Source organism: Pseudomonas sp. SWRI22, assembly GCF_014268395.2.
Taxonomy (GTDB): Bacteria; Pseudomonadota; Gammaproteobacteria; order Pseudomonadales; family Pseudomonadaceae; genus Aquipseudomonas; species Aquipseudomonas paracarnis.
In genome coordinates, this window is record NZ_JABWQK020000001.1 from 1,140,130 (window position 1) to 1,161,512 (window position 21,383).

Genomic DNA, 21,383 nt, shown 5'->3' on the forward strand with positions numbered 1-21,383 from the left:
CTACAGAGAAGGAGGTTAGGTCAGCGTATCCAGCCGCCGATCTGCCAGTGGTAGCCATCATTACGCTGCACCCAATGCGGGTGTACATAACGATAGCCCTGGCGCACCGGCTCCCAATGGCCGTGCACCGCCACATAGCGCCCGCCTTCCCAACGCCAGTAACCGCGTGACCAGATATAACCCTCGCGTACCGCCGGTTCGACTTCTATCACCTGCACCGGAGGCGGCTGCGGCGCCACCACCTCAACATACTCACGTTGCACCGGCCTGCGTTCATGTACTACACGCTCTTGTACACACCCGGACGCCGCCACCACCATGGCGGCCAATGCTGCATAACGTAACAACATACAAAACCCTCGGGCGCGAACGCCCTGCACCTGCATCAGAAAGTAATCCGCCTTTATTCCAGCCGGGCTCCTGCATGGGCTTTGATTATTTTTAACAGGAAATGTCTGTCAGATTGCTGAACCCACCGGCCTCAAGTCGAACGGGCACTGCTGGCGCTGCATCTGCATGAACAGGTGAGAGAGCTCGCGCGTTTAAACCGAGCCAAAACGTTGTAATACGGCGTCGACAAACCGCCGCAACTTAGCCGTGCGCTGCCGATTCGCGGTGTAGACCAAATGCATTGATCGACTTGGCGCGTCAAAGTCCGGCAGCACCCGCACTAACTGGCCCTCGGCCAGTGCCCTGCGCAAGAAGTCTTCAGGGCCGAGCACGATACCGAAACCATCCAGCGCCGCCGACATCAGCGCCCTGCTTTCGTTGATCTGCAAACGGCTGCTTACCTGCACCCTGTGCGGGACCGCACCTTGGTAAAACACCCATTCACGATCTGCCGGGCGTGACCAGAAGGCATAGCCCAGGCATTCGTGATGCTCAAGGTCTGCCGGCGTCATCGGTGTGCCCCGCGCCTGCAAATAGGCCGGTGCCGCACAGACAACCAGGCGATACGGCGCCAGCGGCCGGGCGGTCAGGCCGGTGGTCCCCAAGGGGCCGATACGAAAGGCCGCCTCATAGCCCTCCTCCACCAGGTCGACGAAACGATCCGTAAGGTGCAGATCGATTTGCACATCCGGGTTGTCACGCAAGAATCCGGTGATCAACGGCATCAGGCTGTAGGAGCCGAACGTCACCGGGGCGGTGATTTTCAGCTTGCCACGCGGGGTGTCGTTCATGATTTGCGCAAGGGAATCCGCCGCCTCAGTCTCCGTCAGGATGTGCTTGCAACGTTCGTAGTAAGCGCTCCCCAACTCCGTAAGGCTTTGCCTTCGCGTAGTACGGTTAAGCAAGCGCGCGCCCAAGCGTTGTTCCAAGGCGGTGACATGCTTGGCAACCATTTGCGGTGACATATTCAAGCGCTCAGCGGCACGCACGTAGGAACCGAGCTCAGCAGCCATCACAAAGGCATTCATGCTTGATAAACGATCCATCATTCCCTACCCCTAGTAACAACAGCCGCGCCACAACTGCGATTTATCACCAAATGGTTGCCAATCATCATAGCCACTTCGTACTTCCATCGGAGCAAGCACATGAAGATTGGCGTAATTGGAGCAGGTTTCATTGGGCGTGCTGTGGCACAACTGGCCTTGGCCGCCGGGCATGAGGTGATGCTGAGCAATTCCCGCGGCCCGCACACCATGAGCAGCGTGGTAAGCGGCATACTCGGTGTGCAAGTTGGCAGCGCAGACGATGCCGCACGGTTCGGCGATGTGGTGCTAGTGGCGATTCCCTTTCAACACTACCGCAGCGTGCCCGCGCAATGGCTGGAGGGTAAAACGGTGATGGATGCCAACAATTACTACCCCGACCGCGATGGGCATATCCCAGAGCTGGACCGCTTTGAAACGACTACCAGCCGCTTGCTGGCCGACCATTTGACACATTCACACGTGGTGAAAGTGTTTAACGCGATCTTCGCCCCCGACCTGACGCAAGATGCCCGCCCTCACGGTGCACCTGATCGGCGGGCGCTGCCCGTCGCGGCGGATGACGCCACCGCGAAGGCCGTCGTGACCCAGCTGCTCGATGAGTTGGGGTTCGATGCCGTCGACGCTGGTGAGCTGGATGAAAGCTGGCGATTCGAGCGGGCCAAACCGGCGTACTGCGTGCGCCTGGACCAGGCTGGCTTGAAGGCTGCGCTGGCGGCGGCCGAGCGTGCGGTTGAGCTGCCCCCGGTGGAGCGACACCCGCCGCTCTCCTGAACATTTCCCCACAAAAAAGCCCGCTGACCGTCACCGGTTCAGCGGGCTTTTTCGTGGGTGAGGCTTACAGCGCCAGGTCAGAAACCGGCTTGCTTGGCTCAGCCGCAGGCTTGGCAGCCTCGGTAGCCTGTGGAGCGGCCAATTGCGGGATCGCTGGCGGTGGTGTCAGTTGCAGCACACCGGCAGTGTAGGCCCATTCCTTGGCAACCGCTTCAGGGCTGTCGTTCAGCTTGGTGCCGTAGCTTGGCACGATCTGGTGCAGTTTTTCCTGCCAGGCCGGGCTTGCTACCTTGTCCTTGAACACTTTTTGCAGCACGGTCAGCATGATCGGAGCCGCGGTGGACGCGCCTGGCGATGCACCCAACAGGCCGGCGATGGTGTTGTCGGCAGAGCTGACCACTTCGGTACCGAGCTTCAGCACGCCGCCTTGCTCTTCGTCACGCTTGATGATCTGCACGCGCTGGCCGGCTTGCCACAGGCGCCAGTCCGATTGCTTGGCGTTCGGGAAGTACTCTTGCAGCGCCTTGAAGCGGTCGTCATCGGACAGCATCAGTTGGCCGGCGAGGTACTCGACCAGTGGGTATTCACGAATACCGACTTTGGTCATAGGCCAGATGTTGTGGGTGGTGGTGCTGGTCAGCAGGTCCAGGTACGAGCCTTCTTTCAGGAACTTGGTCGAGAAGGTGGCGAATGGGCCAAACAGAATCACACGCTTGCCATCCAGCACGCGGGTGTCCAGGTGCGGAACCGACATCGGTGGCGAACCTACCGAAGCCTTACCGTAGGCCTTGGCCAGGTGCTGCTCGGCGATGGTCGGGTTCTCGGTCACCAGGAACGAACCACCGACTGGGAAGCCTGCGTATTCCTTGCCTTCAGGAATGCCCGACTTCTGCAGCAAGTGCAGGGCACCGCCGCCGGCGCCGATGAACACGAACTTGGCGTCGGTTTCAGTCTTGGTGCCGTCTTTGAGGTTTTTGTAGCTCACGCGCCACGAACCGTCGGCGTTCTTAGTGATGTCCTGCACTTCGCTCGACAGCTTCAAGTCAAACTTCGGCGTGGTTTGCAGGTGAGCGACGAACTGGCGGGTGATCTCGCCGAAGTTTACGTCGGTGCCGATCGGGCTCCAGGTGGCCGCGATTTTCTGGCTCGGGTCACGCCCTTCCATCATCAACGGAACCCACTTGGCGATCTGCGCCGGGTCTTCGGAGTACTGCATGCCGGCGAACAGCGGGCTGGCCTTCAGGGCTTCGTAGCGTTTTTTCAGGAACTTGATGTTGTCATCGCCCCACACAAAGCTCATGTGCGGAGTGGAGTTGATGAACGAACGCGGGTTCTTCAACACGCCCTGCTGAACCTGCCAGGACCAGAACTGACGGGAGATCTGGAACGCTTCGTTGATCTCGACCGCTTTCGGGATCTCAACGTTGCCGTTCTTGTCTTCCGGGGTGTAGTTCAGCTCAGCCAGGGCCGAGTGACCGGTACCGGCGTTGTTCCAGCCGTTGGAGCTTTCTTCGGCCACGCCATCGAGGCGCTCGACCATCTCCATCGACCAGCCCGGCTCCAGCTCATTGAGCCAGACACCCAGGGTCGCACTCATGATGCCGCCGCCGATCAGCAGCACATCGACTTTCTTTGCCTCTTCCGCGTGAACGGACGTGATCCCCATCGACAAAGCCAGCCCCAGCAGGGCAGTGTTTACTTTTTTAAACATCAGTAGCACCTATGATAAAACGCCATCCGCCCTACCGCCCCTGATCATGAGTAACCCTCGTTCACGCTACGTCAGGCAACGTACGCGGGGTCTGCACAGTCACATAAAGGCTGCAGGGTGGGCACACAAGGCCGATGGATCGACCTCACTGTTATGTCCCTTCTGCGCTGACTTCTTATCATTATTGGCTTCAGCTACCTGGGCGACAGCCAACCGCTGGGACGTATACGGGTGTACGCACCAGGGAAAGACTAGCCCAAGACGGCGCGCAGAATATCACGCTAAACAGCGTTTATGCGCCGTTTGGCCAATTGACAGGCCTAAATCGCGGCTTTTAATGCGCCCCTGTCAAGCCTGGCAGCCGCGACCTGCGGTCACAGGCGTGGAACTCTGCCGAAAATGGCGGTTCTAGACACCTTCGTCGCGGCTTGCGTAGCATCGACGACTGTCCTTCGTGCACACTTTTCACACAGAGTTACCCATGACTATCCAGCAAACACCCGGGCAGGTACTGCCCGCGCGCAGCGCCGCCAAAATGGAAGCGGCCATGGCCGTGGGCGCCTTCGCGATCGGCACCGGCGAATTCGCCATCATGGGCCTGATGCCCGACATCGCCCAGAACCTGGGCCTGAGCGAACCCCAGGTGGGCCACGCCATCAGCGCCTACGCCCTGGGCGTCATGGTCGGCGCCCCACTGCTGGCCATCCTCGGCGCCAAGCTGCTGCGCAAACACATGCTGCTGTTGCTGATGGGCCTGTACGCCCTGGGCAACTTCGCCACCGCCTTCACCCCGACCTTCGGCTCGCTGGTGGCCTTCCGCTTTATCAGCGGCCTGCCCCACGGCGCCTACTTCGGCATCGCCGCCGTGGTCGCCTCCAGCATGGTACCCACCGACAAACGCGCCGGCGCCGTGGCCCGCGTAATGATGGGCCTGACCCTGGCCATGCTGCTCGGCAACCCCATTGCCACCTTCCTCGGCCAACACCTGGGCTGGCGCTCGGCCTTCGCCCTGGTCAGCGTGATCGCCCTGCTCACCATCGCCCTGGTCTGGCAATTCGTGCCCCACCGCCACGACGAACAACGCAGCGACCCGCGCAAAGAACTGCGCGCCTTCACCAAACCCCAGGTGTGGATGGCCCTGTCCATCGGCGCAATTGGCTTTGCCGGCATGTTCTGCGTATTCAGCTACCTGGCGCCAACCATGCTCGAAGTGACCAAGGTCTCGCCGCAGTGGATCCCCTTCGGCCTCGCGGCCTTTGGCGTGGGCGGCATCATCGGCAACATCGCCGGTGGCAAGCTGTTTGATCGTATGCAGTTCCGGGCGGTGGGCTTGATATTGGTGTGGTCGATGGCGGTGTTGTTGTTCTTCCCCTTCGCCGCGGCGTCGCTGTGGGGCGTACTGGTGAGCATGGGGCTGGTGGGCACCATGGTCGCGTTGGCGGCACCGTTGCAGATTCGGTTGATGGACATTGCCCATGAAGCGCCGAGCTTGGCGGCAGCATCGAACCATGCGGCATTTAACCTGGCGAATGCGCTGGGACCGTGGTTTGGGGGGATGGCGATTACGGCAGGGTTGGGTTGGACCAGTACCGGCTACATCGGTGCTGCTACAGCGCTGGTGGGGCTGGGCCTCTACCTGATTGCCCGGCGGATGAAAGGCGGCCATTAACGGCTCGCCTAATAGCGATCAGCTAAGCGAACACAATACCAATGTGTGGAGCTGGCTTGCCTGGGAAAGCAGTGGTTCAGTTATAGATTCAGTGACTGACACGCCGCCTTCGCGAGCAAGCCCGCTCCCACAGGGATCTGGGCCGGGCGCTGATTTTGTGGGCGCTACATGGCCACTGTGGGAGCTGGCTTGCCTGCGATAGCGATGTATCAGTGACAGATGAATTAACTGACCCATCGCCATCGCGAGCAAGCCCTCTCCCACAGGGATCCGAGCCGGGCGCTGATTCTGCGAGCGATACATGGCCAATGTGGGAGCTGGCTTGCCTGCGATAGCGGTGTATCAGTGACAGATGAGTTAACTGATCCACCGACATTGCAGCATCAATATCTACACATCTTCGGCACGACGCTGCACCTGTGGCGAGGGAGCTTGCTCCCGCGACGACCTGCCAGCCGGCGCTTATCTACCTGACTCCCCACGCTCCAACTGTGGGAGCGGGCTTGCTCGCGAAGGCGGCCTTACAGTCGACGAGGATGCAGGATCAGACCGCACACCTATCCGTATTCAGGCAACGGCTACTTAGCGTTCCACCCCAACGGCTGCTCACTTTGCAAAGCGGCAAAGCAAGCAAAACACTCTCGCCCCACCATCCCATCAATCATCATGCAACAACCCCGAACCATACTCCCCATAACTACTCCCCAGCCCACTGCCACCGAAATTCATCTTCGCGGCTTTGTTGGGACTATGGTCGCCAAATGCCTGGCAACCGCCTGAAAAGCACGGGTCGCTGTTGGTCACGCTCGATGAAGATGAACAAGCACTCAACATCAACGTGCCGGTGATCATCACAACTTTGACGAGGTTCGAGATCATGGTTTCAGCTCCCTATGGGCTGGAGGCGCTGGGGTCCTCTCTCAGTAGGGGATCGTAGACCTCAACGGTGCAGGGAATTATGAAACTTTGCTGTGGGACAGCATGAGTTCAGGTTGCCGCCTTGGGTAAGGCGGCAGGGTTAGTTGTCAGGCTTTGACCGAGGCGGTCACAGGCGCAACTTGCTCCTGGGCTCGGCCAACGAGCAGCGAGCTCAACTCGATTAACTGCTGAATGCCTAGGGCGATGGCGCGCTGGGAATCGTCGAGGTCGAACGCCAAAGTGGCGGCCATTTCGTTGGCGGATGCGAGGTTTTCGGCGGCATTGGCCAGGAGGGTTTCGGGGTCGATGGTCGGGTTTACGAGGAATAGGTTGTTGCTTGGGCGTTCAACGGGCGCAGCGTCGTCGGATGGGGGCAAGTGATGATTGATTGCGCGCAGGGCTGCGGCTTGAAGCTTGGGGTCGACGGGCGACACGCTTTGATCAAGTGAAGAACTGCGCGTGTTGTTGTGCATGGGCGAAGCTCAAAAGATTTTCGGGAGTTAAAAACGCCTTAGCAATACGGACTTCCACCTCCGGCCGCTGGGTTAGCAGCGACTTGAGGAGATTAGCGGGGTGGATGAAGCAACGCAATGCCGATAGCATGTAGGACTATTCAGAGAAGCTTGCTTTCATCTCAATGATGTCAATTAAAGGAAAATATGCATATGGACTATGAAGGATGGTGCAGAAGAATAGATCTCAACCTAAGAACAATGCACCCCACGCTCACAACTTCCATATACAAGATAAAAACAAATAGCTTCCTAATAGAAATCCATCAACACATTGAAAACAAAGAAGAAATTGAGGAAAATTTCGAGAACAAGATTCGTTTTATCACCACCCCAGTAAAACTAATTTGGGAAACTCCAGAATACTTTGAAAAAAAGCTCGCCCCGATTGATGACAAAACAATCCCGTCAAATTTTGAAGGATTACCGTTCACAACAGATCAATTCCATAACCATCTCCTATGCACATTCCCAAAACTAAAAATCAGTTCCTTCGAGACAGACTTCCCTAAAAACAAAATAACAATCACATTAATGGGCAACCCACAAGAAGAACAGATAACACAATTCAAAAACAAACTTAATCTTTTAAAAACCGTAATGCAGTATGAAATAAAAACTGGTGGAACCAATGAATCAAAGCGGGGTTATGCAGACGAGGTTTTCATTATCGGCCCCTCATCGGCAGCTGCGGGAATAAACTGCGAATTTCTGGAAAGGGATGAAAAACTGTGGTTTGAAAACATTGAAAACATCTACAGCGGCTCCTTCACAAAAGATGACTTATATTTCACTGACAGCAAAAAAACCTCATGCCTAGTGAACTATACACTTTTCAAAAACTGCAACCTGAGAAGCTTAATATTACTCTATGACATTGTGTACTGCGTACTTCCATTAAAAGAAAATATGAGTGCGTTTTTAAGAGATCAAAAAATCACAAAAAATGAAATTTTATTTTTAGTCTCTCAAGACAGAATAAAAATCCTAAACATCCAACCTGAACATCGACTGGACTACGGCTTTTTAAACGAAGCCTATCAGGAAAAGCGGAATGCCGTTATAAGTAGACGGGCATTAGCTGCTTTATGTGCGATTGATATTGTCTCCATCAACAACTCGTACATATTAAGCGACCCCGCCCTAGGTGATTTACACCCTCTCATAACAGAGCTTTCCACAGCGACAGGGCAAAATCCAAAACTAATTGCTGACTATTTACTTTGGCCCAAATATGCTTTACGAGCTAGCTTTTCAGAGTTAAATGAAGCAGGCCCAATGGGCATAGCACGATATGGCGTAAACAAAACCATAACTCATCAACTCCCTAGTAGTTTGAAGGAGAAATTAGAGTTTGAATTCCTTGTGCACAGTGACAAAATTCATGTAGCACATGCGCTTGATGCCACCTACTTCCCCTTTTACCTCGAAGACAACAGCTACACAGACCACCCTTATTCCCTTCTTATGGGAAACACGCTAAACCTATACAAGAATAGCACTTACGAAACTTTGAAAGACTTTAATGATATTACAATACTCAAGTCCCAAGGAAACCCAACACTCGATTTAATATCAATATTCCAAACTAACGACTACATCTCTATCGAAGAGTACGAAAAAGAAATATCCCACGCTGGAATTCGAAAAGGGATGAACTCTCTATTTTCAGAGCTAGCGCACCTAAACACTGAAAATAGAGCACTCAGAATCAATCAATACAACTCAGAATTGGAAGCTTTTTTCTCAAGAAAAAACAAGATAAAACATGCCTTAGACTTAGGCATTGACACCGCAGGTTGTGCAATACCATTTCTATCAACAATTTTAAAACTAGGAGGCCTAGCAAAAGACGAAATACTAAAAAAAATACCTGCCATAGAAAAAGTCATTGAACAAATAAGCTCAAAAACTTTAAAAAATAGCCCATCCAAAAAAAATATCTCCATCCTATCAAAAGTCAATAGAGTCGCAAAATTACGGAGGAGCCAATAGCCACGCAGGCGGGATGAACACAAAAGGGGCAGATTTATTTATTCGCCACGATATAAGGTTTTGAGTTGGCAAAGGAAAAGCAAACGACTCGCTGCCAGACACACCTCGCGACGGCCCGCTGCTTCAACCCGACGCTCCACGGTGTAAGATGCCCCACAACCGTCCACCATCGAGGCCGCCATGACAGGGATATCCCTAAACCTGCCGGAAGACCTCTCCAACTCTCTCGCCAACCTGGCCAAAACCAACGGCCAGATAGCGAGCTACCTGGCAATGGATGTTCTTCGAGACTACATCGAGCACGAAAAAACGCTGACCGCTCAGATCAAGCTGGCGGTAAAAGACGCCGACGAAGGCAAATTCGCCAATGATGACCAAGTGGCGGCCATGCGCGCTAGGCGCTGGAGCAGGAATGCGGGTTGAGTGGCTTGCAAAAAAACTCAAAAATCTGGAAGACGAAGCGAACTATATCGCTCTCGAAAATCCAAAAGCCGCCGACGACTTCTCGGATGCCATTTTCTCCAGTGTCGACAGGCTGGCTCAGTTTCCTTCCATGGGGCGAGAAGGTCGGGTGAAACATACCCGCGAATGGGCAGTTCCCAACTGGTCCTATCTGATCCCGTATAGAGTGCGGGGTGATCGACTGCAGATCCTTGGCGTATTCCACACGCGGCAACGTGGTAATGCGCGCAAAACTTGCCTCTCCGGCACCCAAGAGCCGTTCCTGATAAACTGCGCCCCATTCGCCTCGCTGACTCAGATCCCCCATGTCCCTACAAACCGCCCCACTCTCCCGCCGCTTCTCCGTCGCCCCCATGATGGACTGGACTGACCGCCACTGCCGGTACTTCCTGCGCCTGCTCTCCAAACACGCCCTGCTCTACACCGAGATGGTCACCACCGGCGCTATCCTCCATGGCGATCACGACCGCTTCCTGCGCCACAACGAAGCCGAGCACCCGCTGGCGCTCCAGTTGGGCGGCAGTGTCCCGGCCGATCTGGCCGCCTGCGCCCGTATGGCCGAGGCCGCGGGTTACGACGAAGTGAACCTGAACGTCGGCTGCCCCAGCGACCGGGTGCAGAACAATATGATCGGCGCGATCCTGATGGCGCACCCTGCCCTTGTGGCGGACTGTGTGAAGGCCATGCGCGATGCGGTGTCGATTCCGGTGACGGTGAAGCACCGTATCGGCATCAATGGTCGGGACAGTTATGCCGAGTTGTGTGACTTCGTCGGGACGGTGAAGAACGCCGGTTGCACCAGTTTTACCGTGCATGCGCGGATTGCGATTCTGGAGGGGTTGTCGCCCAAGGAGAACCGGGACATTCCGCCGTTGCGTTATGACGTGGCGGCGCAGTTGAAGCGGGATTTTCCGGAGTTGGAGATTAATCTCAATGGTGGGATCAAGACGCTGGAGCAGTGCCAGGAGCATTTGCAGACGTTTGATGGGGTGATGCTGGGGCGGGAGGCTTATCACAATCCGTATCTGTTGGCGGAGGTGGACCAGCGGTTGTTTGGCAGTGAGGCGCCGGTGATTAGCCGGGCGGAGGCGTTGGCGCAGTTGCGGCCTTATATTGCTGAGCATTTGGCCAGTGGTGGGACGATGCATCACATTACTCGGCATGTGTTGGGGTTGGGCACGGGGTTTCCAGGGGCGCGCAAGTTCAGGCAGTTGTTGTCGGTGGATATTCATAAGGCGGCGGATCCGTTGGCGTTGCTGGATCAGGCGGGGACGTTGTTGGAGGGGCGGTGATTGGTCGAGTGTCAGGTAGATGCTCATTGGGCGTACCGACGTTATCGCAGGCAAGCCAGCTCCCACATTTTTGCCTGGTGAGTGTCAGGTAAGTGCTCACTGGGTGTACCGGCGCTATCGCAGGCCAGCTCCCACATATTTAGCGGTGATTGCAAGAGCGCGGCAGGTGCTGCCGGCCCTTGCTGCACTGTTGCTTAGTTTTCCGGCACTGTTCCTTTGGGCACCGTTACCCATTGGTCGGTGTCTCGGTTATACCTTTTCCAAACTTTATCGGTCCTGACTTTTCGGTAAAGCGTGTTGAATGTGGTGCCGCCGAGTATTTGAAATTGAACTTCACCGCCTGGCGTTTTGCAGTTAACCAACCCCAGAATGGGTGAGTTCGGGTTTACTTGCAGTGCATACACGGCGTCTCCAAAGGTTCCGGTGGTGGCGTAGTCCAGTGCAAAACTCACGAACTGACTTTTCGGGGTGTCGCTGGACTGTAAGGCGAGCAGTCGCATTGTCGTGTAGGTGGCACCGATAAAACCCAGCGCGTGTAGGTCAGGCCCATCGATGGCCCAGTATTTTTCGGGTGTACCACCGTCCCTGAGGTATTTGTCCAGGTCGTTCTGCGCTTTGGAGTAGATCACCCCGGCCTTGAGTTTCTGGACGTGCCAATTGTTGGTGTCCGCGCTCTCATACGCGCGGTACACCCAGGTGGCAGGCGCAGTCACTCTGGTATCGGTGATCTTGCCGCCGTAGGATGAGGTCAGTTCGTTTTCCTTTTCCAGGGTGCGGCTCCCCATGGGTTTACCTGCCTTGGCAGTGTCAATGATGCCACGCATTTCCTGGGTATCGTAACAACCGGCGCTGAGGGCCTGCTGTACCGTCACATCGGCAAATACCGTTGTTGAACAAATAAAACCCAGGGCGGCGAATAGTGTTGATATATTCCGTTTCATTACATCTCTCCTTTGCTTTCAAACTAACGAACCAGCAGATTTTAATGCACAGACGCACACACTTCGCCGCGGACAGTTATGTCATCAGAGTTTTTATCGGCCCAAGTTAGCGCTTGCCAGTCAGGTATAGCACAAGTAAAAACAGCAACAACTAAAGAGCTGGAAAATAAACTTTTCACAACTTCAAAACATTGATATTGCCTCTATCAACTGGCTTGAAACCAGTGGCGCAGGACGGGTGGAATCCAGTTGAACCTAGCTGCGATTTTGCCCTCCAATTGAGCACTACGGCCGGTGATTCAAACGGCCGTTTCCAGGTTATTGCCCTCGCAAACGACCTAACGCATTTGCGCCCTTGAGCGCCTGCCAGCGCTCGGGTAATGTCACTAGACCCACAGGACAGAGCACGCCCATGACTTCCAAGCTGGAACAACTCAAGCAATTCACCACCGTCGTAGCCGATACCGGCGATTTCTCCACCCTCGCCAAGCTCAAGCCGCAAGACGCGACCACCAACCCTTCCCTGCTGCTCAAGGCTGCGTCGATTCCTGGCTATGCCAAGCTGCTGGATGAGTGCGTGCAGGACTGCAACGGCGATGTGGGCCTGGCCAGTGACCGCTTTGCGGTGGCGGTGGGTCAAGAAATTCTCAAAGTCGTGCCGGGCCGTATTTCCACTGAGGTGGATGCGCGCCTGTCGTTCGACGAGGCCGCTATTCTCAAGCGTGCGCACCGTCTGATCGACCTGTACGACAAAGCCGGCGTCAGCCGCGACCGCGTGCTGATCAAGATCGCCTCCACCTGGGAAGGCATCCGCGCAGCCGAGAAGCTGGAAAAAGAAGGCATCCAGACCAACCTGACGCTGCTGTTCTCCTTCGCCCAGGCCGTTGCCTGTGCGGAAGCGGGTGTGTTTTTGATTTCGCCGTTCGTGGGCCGTATCTACGACTGGTACAAGAAGGCCAACGGCAACGACTACACCGGTTCCGATGACCCGGGCGTGCAGTCGGTGACGCGCATCTATAACTACTACAAGGCTAACGGCTACAAAACAGTAGTGATGGGTGCGAGCTTCCGTAACCTCAGCCAGATCGAGGAACTGGCCGGTTGTGATCGCCTGACCATCAGCCCGGACCTGTTGGAGAAGCTGGCAGCCGATGAAGGCAAGCTGGAGCGCAAATTGGCGCCAGGCCATGCCGGTGAGGCCCGTGTGCATATGACTGAAGCGCAGTTCCGTTGGGAGTCCAACGAGGACGCGATGGCGACTGAGAAGCTGGCGGAGGGGATTCGTCAGTTTGCTCGGGACCAGGAGAAACTGGAGGCGTTGTTGTCGGCCAAGCTGTAAAAGCAGATAGCAGCAAAAAGGGCGGCACCTGTGAGGGTGTCGCCCTTTTTTGTGCGTCGGTGTCACCGCCGTCCGATGTGGGAGCTGGCTTGCCTGCGATAGCGGTGGGCCAGCCAACACGTCATCGACTGACACTGCGTAATCGCAGGCAAGCCAGCTCCCACATTGGACTGTGTGTGTTTGGGCAGGGAGGCCGTCAGTGCCGCTCGAGGGCGTTGACGAGGTCGTGGAAGGCTTCGCGGTTGGACTCATTCAAGCCCATCAGGATTTTGTGCGCTTCCAGCACCTTGACCCGCACCACTTCCTCGGACTGGTCCTGGGACGGCAGGTCGGTCAGGCACTCAGGGCACGGGATGGGGCGGTCAACGATGTTGAACACCTGGTCAAAGCCCATGGATTGCAACAGACGGGTGATGTCTTCGTGGGTGGTGACCACGGTCGGCAATAGGCCGACCTTCTGCCGAGACAGAATGGACAATTTGGCCAACAGGCCCAGGGTGGTGCTATCGATACTGCGCGTTTCGGTCAGGTCGATCACGATCGCCGAGAAGTTCAGCGCAGTGAAGATCCGCTCGATCGTCGCATCCAGGGCCGAACACAAGGTCAGGCGCACTTCACCGACAAACTTCAGGACGAAGGTCCCGTCTTGCTCGGCGAATTGGATTCTTCCGGTACTCATCAAAGATTCCTGCTCAACACCAATAGGGCGATATCATCCGGCATCTCCCCTAGCGTGGCCAATCCAAAAACCTGCCGCAGGCCATCCAGGCTGCCGCCCGCCGACTTGACCTTTTGGGGCAAGGCGGCTTCTTTCTCTTTGAGTGTAGGCTCTGGAAGAAGGTCCAGAATACCGTCAGACATCAGCGTCAGGCTGAAGGTCGGCGGCAGTTCCAGGATGTGGTCTTCGTAGGTGGCTTCGTTAAACAAGCCTACGGGCAGGCCACGCCCTTCCAGGTAGCGCACACTGTCAGGAGTGTACAAAACAGGCATCGGCAGGTGACCGCCAATGCTGTAGGTCAAAAGACCGGTTTCTTCGTCGATCACGCCGCCGACCATCGTCACGTGCTTGCCCAGCTTGCAGCTGATCAGGCCCCGGTTGATGTGGCCCAGCACCTCGGAGGGGGTGAACTCCGGCAAGGTGCCGTTGCGCTTGGACTCGAACAACAGCCGTGTGGTCATGAACTTCAACAACACGGTAACAAACGCGGAAGACGCGCCGTGGCCGGAAACGTCGGCCAGGTAGAACGCCACACGGCGCTCATCGACACGGAAATAGTCGACAAAATCACCCGACAGGTACAACGACGGGATGATCTGGTGGGCAAACTTGAACTCGTCAATCGTCCAGGGGCTCACCGGCAGCATGTTCATCTGCACCTGGCGCCCGGCGTTCTGGTCTTCCTGCAGCAGGTTCAAGCTGGCTTCGAGCTCGCGGTTGGCGGTCTCGAGCTTTTCGCGGTAGCGCTGGTTTTCCACGAGCAGGCGTGCACGGTCCAGAGCGCGGCGCACCGAGTGCTCCAGCACGGCCAGGTCTTCCAGGGGCTTGATCAGGTAATCGGCGGCGCCCAGGCGCAAGGCTTCAACGGCATCGTTCATGACACCGGCACCGGACACGACAATCACCGGCGTTTGCGGGGCAAGGTCGGTCACCTGGCGAATCAGCTCCAGGCCGCCCATCTGGGGCATGCGCAGGTCGCAGATCACAAGGTCGGGCTTGTCGCGCTCGAATACCTGGAGACCCTGTTGGCCATTACTGGCCTGCAGGACGCTGAAGCCACTGTCTTCCAAGTAGGCCGCGAGGCTCGCGCGCACTACTTCGTCGTCATCGATAATCAGCAGCGTGGCACTGGTTTTTTGCATGTGGGCAAACGGCGCCAGAATTAGGTTGGCGTAGGCGGCTCGGCAATGGCCGGGCTCACGTACTGGATTCGCTTTCTAGCCTCTCTGTCCTACAAAGCAATGGGATTTGGCCCATGCACAACGGTAAAGCAGAGGTGCCCTTCTAAGGCGCAGACGGTACTCCCATCCGTGAGGGGTTTCAAGCTCATGCCGATGGTCGCCGGGCGTCTTTACACCGCAAATCACCCGGAGTTATAAGAACCCTCACAACCACAACGCAAAGTAAGGATGGATGCTGTGAGCGAACACGAGCGCGACTACGCCGAAAAACGCGATTTCATCCGCATGCGAATAGATGCCGATGTGTCTTTGATCCATGCCGGGCAGGAGATTGCCGGCACCTGCGTGGACCTCTCCAGTTCCGGCATGCAGGTGCAGGCACCTCGCCAGTTCACTGTGGGCGACCTGCTGACCGTGCGCATTGATTCAGAGCACGCCGCGCTCAGGGGTCTTGAGGCGGATACCGAGGTGGTGTGGGCCAAGGCGGTAGGCGATGACCAGCATCTGGGCCTCAAGATTCTGAAAATGCGCTAACGCAACATCCAGCCCCTGCGCAAAGGTGACGCGGAGCGTCACGGGATGCATTCCCACGCGGAGCGTGGGGAACGATCAGCGCGCACAAAAAAGGCGACCTTACAAAGGTCGCCTTTTTCATTTCAAAACGTCACAGCTTAAAAGTCGTCAACGACCTTGCCGTCCTTGACCTTGAACTCGCGGTTCTGCAGGTAAGCGTTACGAATGAAGGTGTACTTGTCGCCGCTGATCAGCTTCTCGCTGTCGAGCAGGCTGGCGCGCACGTCAACGACGTTGAGGCCGAAGGTGCTGTTACGCCAGCCGATATCGTTCATGTAGCGGTACGGTTGGGTGTAGCTGTCGACGTATTTGGACGGCGCATCACGCAAGGTGCTTGGGCCCAGCAACGGGATCATCACGTACGGGCCACTGCCCACGCCCCAGTAGCCGAGGGTCTGGCCGAAGTCTTCGTCGCTGCGCTGCAGCCCCATTTTGGTGCCGACGTCAATAAAGCCCAGTACGCCAAATGTGGTGTTGACCAACAGGCGGGCGGTGTCGACGCCTGCATTGTGCGGCTTGAGTTGCAGCACGTTGTTGGCCAGGTTGCCGACATCACCGATGTTGCGGAAGAAGTTGTGAACGCCGTCCTGCACAAATTGTGGGGTGACGAACTGATAGCCCTGGGCGATTGGCTTGAGGGCATAGGTGTCAACGGTGTCGTTGAAGGTGAAGATGGGGCGGTTGACGCTTTCCCATGGGTCATCTTCCGAGGCCGCTTGGGCTGCGAAAGGCGCCAACAGGATGGTGGCACACACCGATAGCTGAGCGAAGTACTGGCTCCAGCGCATAGCTTTTGCTCCTTGAATGGTCTGTCATGGGCGCTATGCCCTGAATAAGGCTGTCAGTATATGACGGAAGTGTCGATTTAGGCAGCTACCTAGAATCGTCTTAGGGAAAATGCACAAAATTCCTACAAATACCGACAGTGTCATCCCCTTGTCATGCCGCCCCGATAGCGTGGCAGCTATTTCAGGGACGTTCAGATGCCACACGCCGAGATTGCCGTCGCCGCCGCGCCCTCATTGACCGCCGTGTTATTTGGCCTGAGTGGCTGCCTGGTGGATTTTGGTTCCCTGGCGCGCAGCGACTCACCTTGCGCCGACGCCGAGTCCACGCCAGGCGCATTGAAAATCCTGCGCAGTCTCAAAGAACAAGGCGTGCCCTGCGCCTGGCTGGACGAACTGCCTCCCGCCGTGACCGCGCCACTCTGCGCCGGCCTGCCTGGCTGGCTCAAGGCCGCCTCGCCCTCCTCCATTCGCTGGCCCGCGCCCCACGCCTGCTGGCAAGCGCTGATGGAGTTGAACATCGAACGTCTGGAAGGCTGCGTACTGGTCAGCGGCGAGCCGCGTCTGCTGCAATCGGGCCTGAATGCCGGTTTGTGGACCATCGGCCTGGCCTCCTGCGGTTCGCTCTGCGGCCTGTCGCCCCGGCAATGGCAGGCACTGACCGAGCAGCAACGCGAACACAAGCGCGGCAAGGCCACGGTGGCGCTCTATGGCCTGGGCGTGCACTCGGTGATCGACCATCTCGGCGAACTCGGCACCTGCCTGGCCGACATCCGCCTGCGCCAGCTCAAGGGCGAGAAGCCCTGATCGAGATCATGCACAGTTGGCCCCAGTGGATTAATCTACAGGTCAGCCCGTAGACCTTTCGCCGTGCGCCGCGGTCTATGCCAGTGCCTATCGATAAAAGGAAAGAACGTCATGCCTGATCGCGAGAAGTTACAACAGCAGGCCGATATTGTGCGTGAGCAACTGGAGAACCATCCCGAGTTGCCCGCCGAGAAACGTCAAGCATTGGAAGAGTTGATCGCCAAGTTCGAAGTCCAATTGGAAATGGAACCGGCCACCCAGACGCCCAGCATCGCTGACGATGTGAACCGGGCAGTGGAAGGTTTTGAACTGGACCATCCAGGCATTGCCGGGACGTTGCGCAATATCGTGCTGACCCTTGGCAATATCGGCATCTAACCCGAGCCCAAGCCAAACACAAAACCAAATGTGGGAGCTGGCTTGCCGGCGATAGCGGTGTATCAGTCACTTGATGAAGGACTGAAAAATCGCAATCGCAGGCAAGCCAGCTCCCACAGTTTTTTGTATGAAGGCTTACTGACGCGCCAGCCGCACGTTCAGGAACTGGGTGTTCTCAGTGCTGCGATACGGATTGATATCCAACCCACCCCGACGCACATACCGTGCATACACGGTCAACTTCTCTGGCTTGAGCAAGCGCTGCAAGTCCAGGAAGATCCGCTCCACGCACTGCTCATGAAAGTCCGAGTGCTGGCGAAAGCTGACGATATATTCCAGCAGGCTGGCGTGATCCAGCGCCGCACCGCGGTATTCCACCACCACGCTGCCCCAGTCAGGCTGGCTGGTCACCGGGCAATTGGATTTGAGCAGGTGGCTGTGCACGCTCTCCTCCACCACGCGCGAATCATCGCAACGCAGCAGTTCCGGGCGCGGGTGTTCGTAGCTGCTGACGTTGATATCCAGGCCGTCAATGCACACGCCCGGCAACGCCATCACGCCTTCTGCCTCGATGTCGGCCAGGCTGCGAATGCGCACGCTCACTGGCTTGCCGGCCGCAAAGCTGAGGTCGGTGCGCAAGGTGGCTTCAAGGCTTTGCGTATCGGCAAACGCGGTCTGGTTCAGCGAGTTGAGGTACAGCTTGAACGACTTGGACTCGATGATGTTCGGCGAGTCGGCCGGAATGCTGAACTCACCGATGGCCACCACCGGCTTGCCCGAGGGCAACAACCAGGACAGTTCGAAGCAGTTCCAGAAGTCCACGCCCTTGTAAGGCAGGGTCTCGGCGCTCAGGCCCAGCTCGGCCCACTTGGCGGCGCGTGGAATCGGAAACAACAACGAAGGCGTGTAAGTGCTGATGTATTCACTGGACTTGCCCAGCGGCGAATGTTCGGCTGCGGGATGCATGGCGGAAACCTGGCTAAATAAACCGCGCCAGTCTACCAGCCTTTGCTCGCCCCCTTAACAAACGCCTCACTCAACGGTCAGTTTACCGACCATGCCCGCCTGGTAATGCCCGGGCAGGTTGCAGGCGAACTCAAGGCCTGTGGCCTGCTTGAACGTCCAGGTCAGTTCGGCCGTCTTGCCCGGCTCCACCAACACACTGTTGGGATCGTCGTGCTTCATGCCGCCCATGTCGCCGTGGCCCATGGCGCTGTGATCCATCTTGCCCATGCCGGTGGCGGTGAGCATGCCACTGGCTTGCATCTGCAACATCTCTTTCTGGTGGGCGGCATGCATGGCCGCGTCTCCCAGGTTGAACTCATGCAGCAACTGGCCTTTGTTGACCAGCACAAAGCGCACGGTTTCACCGGCCTTGACGTCCAGGGACTTGGGCTCAAAGGCAATGTCCCGCAGCGTGACTTCAACGGTGCGCGTGGCTTTATCCGCCGGGGCCGGCTGGCCGAACGCGTAGGTGTGAGTCGCATCTGCCAGGGCATTGAAACTCAACGCCATCAGGCAGCCTGCCAATAACAGAGGTGTACGCAACGCCATCTTTCACTCTCCAAAATAGGTATCCAGCTTGGGCAACACTTTAAGATGGCCTCGCTGCCAGCCAGCTGACTGCTAGATTACAACTTTGTCAGCTTGCGCCCATACCCTGACGAGCACGGTATAAAGCCCAATGTTTTTTTGTAGGAGCGAGCTTGCTCGCGAAGGGCTTGAGCACAACACGTTAAGCCAGACAGCCCGCGTTATCGTTGGCGTTTTTCGCGAGCAAGCTCGCTCCTGCATAGCCCTGTACCCAACCTCCAAGAGTCCTGAATGAAACTGCTGATCGTCGAAGACCAACCCAAAACCGGTCATTACCTGCGCCAGGGCCTGGCCGAAGCGGGCTTTACCACCGAACTGGTGGCCGACGGCACCAGTGGCCAGCACTTGGCGCTGACGGGCGACTATGACTTGTTGATCCTCGATGTGATGCTGCCCGGCCGCGATGGCTGGCAAATCCTGCAGGCGGTGCGCAGTGCCGGCCTGGACATCCCGGTGCTATTCCTCACCGCTCGCGATGCCGTAGAAGACCGAGTACATGGCCTGGAGCTGGGCGCCGACGATTACCTGGTCAAACCCTTCGCGTTTTCCGAACTGCTGGCGCGGGTGCGCACCTTGTTGCGCCGTGGCAGCAGCATGCCGCAGGAGACCACGCTGCAACTGGCCGACCTGAGCCTGGACTTGATCCGCCGCCGTGTCGAGCGCAGCGGCCAGCGCATCGACCTCACCGCCAAGGAGTTCGCCTTGCTGGAGCTGCTGCTACGCCGCCAGGGCGAAGTGCTGCCCAAGACGCTGATCGCCTCCCAGGTGTGGGACATGAATTTCGACAGCGACACCAACATCATCGAAGTCGCCATTCGCCGCCTGCGCCTGAAAGTCGACGACAATTTCCCCAATAAGCTGATCCACACCGTGCGCGGCATGGGTTACGTGCTGGAGGAACGGTTCACGTGATCAAGCGCCTGTCCCTGACCAGCCGCCTGGCGCTGCTGTTTGCCGCCTGCACGGCGGTGGTCTCGTTGATCGCCGGAGTGTTGTTCAACCGGGCCAGCGAGGCGCACTTCATGGAGCTGGACCAGCAACAGCTCGAAAGCAAACTGGTAGCCCTGCGCAGCACCTTGCAAGGTGTCGCCTCACCGGAAGACCTCGCCCGGCGAACCCCTCAACTGCGCGCCGAACTCGATCACCAGCCCGACCTCGCCTTGCGCATCACCGGAGCTGGGCAACGTTGGCTGGACGGCGCGCCACACCTTCCCTTGCCCCAAGCACCCGGCCTGCACAGCCTGCAATACGCAGGCACCGACTATCGCGTATTCATCGCGCCCTTGACGCCCAGCCAACTGGATTCGCCACAACTGACCCTGATCCTCGACATCACCCACCACCAGCACTTTCTGCAACGCATGCAACGCTTGATCTGGCTGACCGTCGGCCTCTCGGCCCTGGCCACTGCCCTGCTCGGCGCCTGGGCTGCGCGCAGTGGCTTGCGACCGCTGCGGCGCATGGGCGAAGTGGCCGCCAGTGTCTCCGCCCACTCCCTAACGCAACGCTTACCCCAAGAACAAATGCCGGTGGAGCTCGCGGAACTGGCCCAAGCCGTCAACGCCATGCTGGCGCGCCTGGATGACGCGTTCCAGCGCCTGTCTGCCTTCAGCGCAGATATCGCCCACGAACTGCGCACACCGCTGTCCAACCTGCTGACCCAGACCCAAGTCACCCTCACCCAACCGCGCCCACTGGAGGATTACCGCGAGGCGCTGCACAGCAATCTGGAAGAGCTGCAATGGATGGCGCAACTGGTCAACGACATGCTGTACCTGGCCAAAGCTGACCACGGCTTGCTGATGCCCAGCCGAGAAGCTCTGGATTTGGGCGATGAGGTCGACGCACTGTTGGAGTTCTTTACCCTGCTAGCGGAGGACGCACAGGTGACGCTGGTGCGCGAAGGCACCGCCCAGACGATGGGCGATCGCGGTATGTTGCGTCGGGCCTTGTCGAATCTGCTGGATAACGCGCTGCGGTTTACCCCACCGGGCGGTGAAGTGCGGGTGCGGATCGAGAGTGGCGTGACACTGACGGTTGAGAACAGCGGGGAAGGCATTCCTGCGTCGTTACTGCCGAGGCTGTTTGACCGGTTCTACCGAGCCGACCCGTCGAGGCGCGCAGGCAGCAGTGAACATGCGGGGCTGGGGTTGGCGATTACCCAGTCGATTGTACGGGCGCATGGCGGGAGGATTTATTGTGAGTCGCAGGCGGGCTGGACCAGGTTTGTGATTGAGTTGCCCAAGGGCGACTGCTGATCGTTCCCACGCTCCGCGTGAGAATGCATTCCGGGACGCTC

General features: G+C 57.5%; 22 protein-coding genes and 1 pseudogene. 12 read left to right on the forward strand and 11 right to left on the reverse strand.

What is annotated here, in order from left to right; genetic code table 11:
- Positions 1–20: 20 nt before the first annotated feature.
- Complete coding sequence (locus HU730_RS04830; RefSeq protein WP_034127032.1) at positions 21–350, reverse strand: YXWGXW repeat-containing protein; 330 nt, start codon at positions 348–350, stop codon at positions 21–23.
- A 192-nt stretch (positions 351–542) separates the two neighbouring features.
- Positions 543–1,439 (reverse strand): LysR family transcriptional regulator, encoded by an 897-nt coding sequence (locus tag HU730_RS04835; RefSeq protein ID WP_034126668.1) that lies wholly within the window; start codon positions 1,437–1,439, stop codon positions 543–545.
- Between the two features lie 66 nt (positions 1,440–1,505).
- Here HU730_RS04835 and HU730_RS04840 point away from each other — a divergent pair, with 66 nt between their 5' ends.
- Positions 1,506–2,210: an NADPH-dependent F420 reductase gene (locus HU730_RS04840; protein ID WP_254914269.1), complete on the forward strand. Its 705-nt coding sequence runs from the start codon at positions 1,506–1,508 to the stop codon at positions 2,208–2,210.
- Positions 2,211–2,274: 64 nt separating this feature from the next.
- Here the strand turns inward: HU730_RS04840 and mqo are convergent, their stop codons facing one another.
- The gene (gene mqo / locus HU730_RS04845; RefSeq protein ID WP_054898632.1) at positions 2,275–3,921 is read right to left on the reverse strand and encodes a malate dehydrogenase (quinone); all 1,647 of its coding nucleotides are present in this window, start codon (positions 3,919–3,921) and stop codon (positions 2,275–2,277) included.
- Positions 3,922–4,402: 481 nt separating this feature from the next.
- On the opposite strand from mqo, the gene HU730_RS04850 reads away from it, so the two are divergent.
- Entirely contained in the window at positions 4,403–5,590 is a 1,188-nt protein-coding gene (locus tag HU730_RS04850; RefSeq protein ID WP_186526625.1) for an MFS transporter, read from the forward strand.
- Between the two features lie 657 nt (positions 5,591–6,247).
- Here HU730_RS04850 and HU730_RS04855 read toward each other — a convergent pair.
- Both HU730_RS04855 and HU730_RS04860 read right to left on the reverse strand, forming a co-directional pair.
- Positions 6,248–6,469, reverse strand: coding sequence for a hypothetical protein (locus HU730_RS04855; protein WP_186526624.1), 222 nt, complete (start codon positions 6,467–6,469; stop codon positions 6,248–6,250).
- A gap of 146 nt (positions 6,470–6,615) precedes the next feature.
- A complete protein-coding gene (locus HU730_RS04860; protein ID WP_186526623.1) occupies positions 6,616–6,981 on the reverse strand; it encodes a DUF6124 family protein in 366 nt (121 codons plus the stop codon).
- A 192-nt stretch (positions 6,982–7,173) separates the two neighbouring features.
- Here HU730_RS04860 and HU730_RS04865 point away from each other — a divergent pair, with 192 nt between their 5' ends.
- The 4 genes and pseudogenes from HU730_RS04865 (at position 7,174) to dusA (ending at position 10,769) form a co-directional block, all read left to right on the forward strand.
- On the forward strand, positions 7,174–9,015 hold the full coding sequence (locus tag HU730_RS04865; RefSeq protein WP_186526622.1) for a hypothetical protein: 1,842 nt from the start codon (positions 7,174–7,176) through the stop codon (positions 9,013–9,015).
- Positions 9,016–9,195: 180 nt separating this feature from the next.
- On the forward strand, positions 9,196–9,438 hold the full coding sequence (locus tag HU730_RS04870) for a CopG family transcriptional regulator (protein WP_186526621.1): 243 nt from the start codon (positions 9,196–9,198) through the stop codon (positions 9,436–9,438).
- Positions 9,428–9,694 (forward strand): annotated as a pseudogene (locus HU730_RS04875) (type II toxin-antitoxin system RelE/ParE family toxin); the annotation flags it as partial. The gene HU730_RS04870 and the pseudogene HU730_RS04875, both read left to right, overlap by 11 nt.
- An 88-nt stretch (positions 9,695–9,782) precedes the next feature.
- A complete protein-coding gene (gene dusA, locus HU730_RS04880) occupies positions 9,783–10,769 on the forward strand; it encodes a tRNA dihydrouridine(20/20a) synthase DusA (RefSeq protein ID WP_186526620.1) in 987 nt (328 codons plus the stop codon).
- A gap of 194 nt (positions 10,770–10,963) precedes the next feature.
- Here dusA and HU730_RS04885 read toward each other — a convergent pair whose 3' ends face one another.
- Positions 10,964–11,710, reverse strand: a complete 747-nt coding sequence (locus HU730_RS04885) for a hypothetical protein (protein ID WP_060764552.1) — start codon at positions 11,708–11,710, stop codon at positions 10,964–10,966.
- Between the two features lie 412 nt (positions 11,711–12,122).
- Here HU730_RS04885 and tal point away from each other — a divergent pair, with 412 nt between their 5' ends.
- Positions 12,123–13,049, forward strand: coding sequence for a transaldolase (tal, locus tag HU730_RS04890; protein ID WP_003189693.1), 927 nt, complete (start codon positions 12,123–12,125; stop codon positions 13,047–13,049).
- A gap of 196 nt (positions 13,050–13,245) precedes the next feature.
- Here tal and rssC read toward each other — a convergent pair whose 3' ends face one another.
- Both rssC and rssB read right to left on the reverse strand, forming a co-directional pair.
- Entirely contained in the window at positions 13,246–13,728 is a 483-nt protein-coding gene (rssC, locus tag HU730_RS04895; RefSeq protein WP_003172602.1) for an anti-sigma factor antagonist RssC, read from the reverse strand.
- Entirely contained in the window at positions 13,728–14,909 is a 1,182-nt protein-coding gene (rssB, locus tag HU730_RS04900) for a two-component system response regulator RssB (RefSeq protein WP_057975702.1), read from the reverse strand. The genes rssC and rssB overlap by 1 nt, the downstream gene beginning before the upstream one ends.
- Before the next feature lie 276 nt (positions 14,910–15,185).
- Between rssB and HU730_RS04905 the strand changes: the two genes are divergently transcribed.
- Positions 15,186–15,482: a PilZ domain-containing protein gene (locus tag HU730_RS04905; protein ID WP_060764547.1), complete on the forward strand. Its 297-nt coding sequence runs from the start codon at positions 15,186–15,188 to the stop codon at positions 15,480–15,482.
- 137 nt (positions 15,483–15,619) lie between these two features.
- On the opposite strand, the gene HU730_RS04910 is transcribed toward HU730_RS04905, so the two are convergent.
- On the reverse strand, positions 15,620–16,309 hold the full coding sequence (locus tag HU730_RS04910) for a VacJ family lipoprotein (RefSeq protein ID WP_003189688.1): 690 nt from the start codon (positions 16,307–16,309) through the stop codon (positions 15,620–15,622).
- A 195-nt stretch (positions 16,310–16,504) separates the two neighbouring features.
- Here HU730_RS04910 and HU730_RS04915 point away from each other — a divergent pair, with 195 nt between their 5' ends.
- Positions 16,505–17,113: a phosphatase gene (locus HU730_RS04915; protein WP_096143674.1), complete on the forward strand. Its 609-nt coding sequence runs from the start codon at positions 16,505–16,507 to the stop codon at positions 17,111–17,113.
- A gap of 111 nt (positions 17,114–17,224) precedes the next feature.
- On the forward strand, positions 17,225–17,491 hold the full coding sequence (locus HU730_RS04920; protein WP_014717525.1) for a DUF4404 family protein: 267 nt from the start codon (positions 17,225–17,227) through the stop codon (positions 17,489–17,491).
- A 135-nt stretch (positions 17,492–17,626) separates the two neighbouring features.
- Here HU730_RS04920 and queF read toward each other — a convergent pair whose 3' ends face one another.
- Positions 17,627–18,457, reverse strand: a complete 831-nt coding sequence (queF, locus tag HU730_RS04925; RefSeq protein ID WP_073523316.1) for an NADPH-dependent 7-cyano-7-deazaguanine reductase QueF — start codon at positions 18,455–18,457, stop codon at positions 17,627–17,629.
- A gap of 66 nt (positions 18,458–18,523) precedes the next feature.
- Positions 18,524–19,045: a cupredoxin family protein gene (locus HU730_RS04930; RefSeq protein ID WP_054899085.1), complete on the reverse strand. Its 522-nt coding sequence runs from the start codon at positions 19,043–19,045 to the stop codon at positions 18,524–18,526.
- A 270-nt stretch (positions 19,046–19,315) separates the two neighbouring features.
- Here HU730_RS04930 and HU730_RS04935 point away from each other — a divergent pair, with 270 nt between their 5' ends.
- The gene (locus HU730_RS04935) at positions 19,316–19,996 is read left to right on the forward strand and encodes a heavy metal response regulator transcription factor (RefSeq protein WP_019818238.1); all 681 of its coding nucleotides are present in this window, start codon (positions 19,316–19,318) and stop codon (positions 19,994–19,996) included.
- On the forward strand, positions 19,993–21,342 hold the full coding sequence (locus HU730_RS04940; protein WP_186526619.1) for a heavy metal sensor histidine kinase: 1,350 nt from the start codon (positions 19,993–19,995) through the stop codon (positions 21,340–21,342). The genes HU730_RS04935 and HU730_RS04940 overlap by 4 nt, the downstream gene beginning before the upstream one ends.
- The last annotated feature ends 41 nt before the right edge of the window (positions 21,343–21,383 follow it).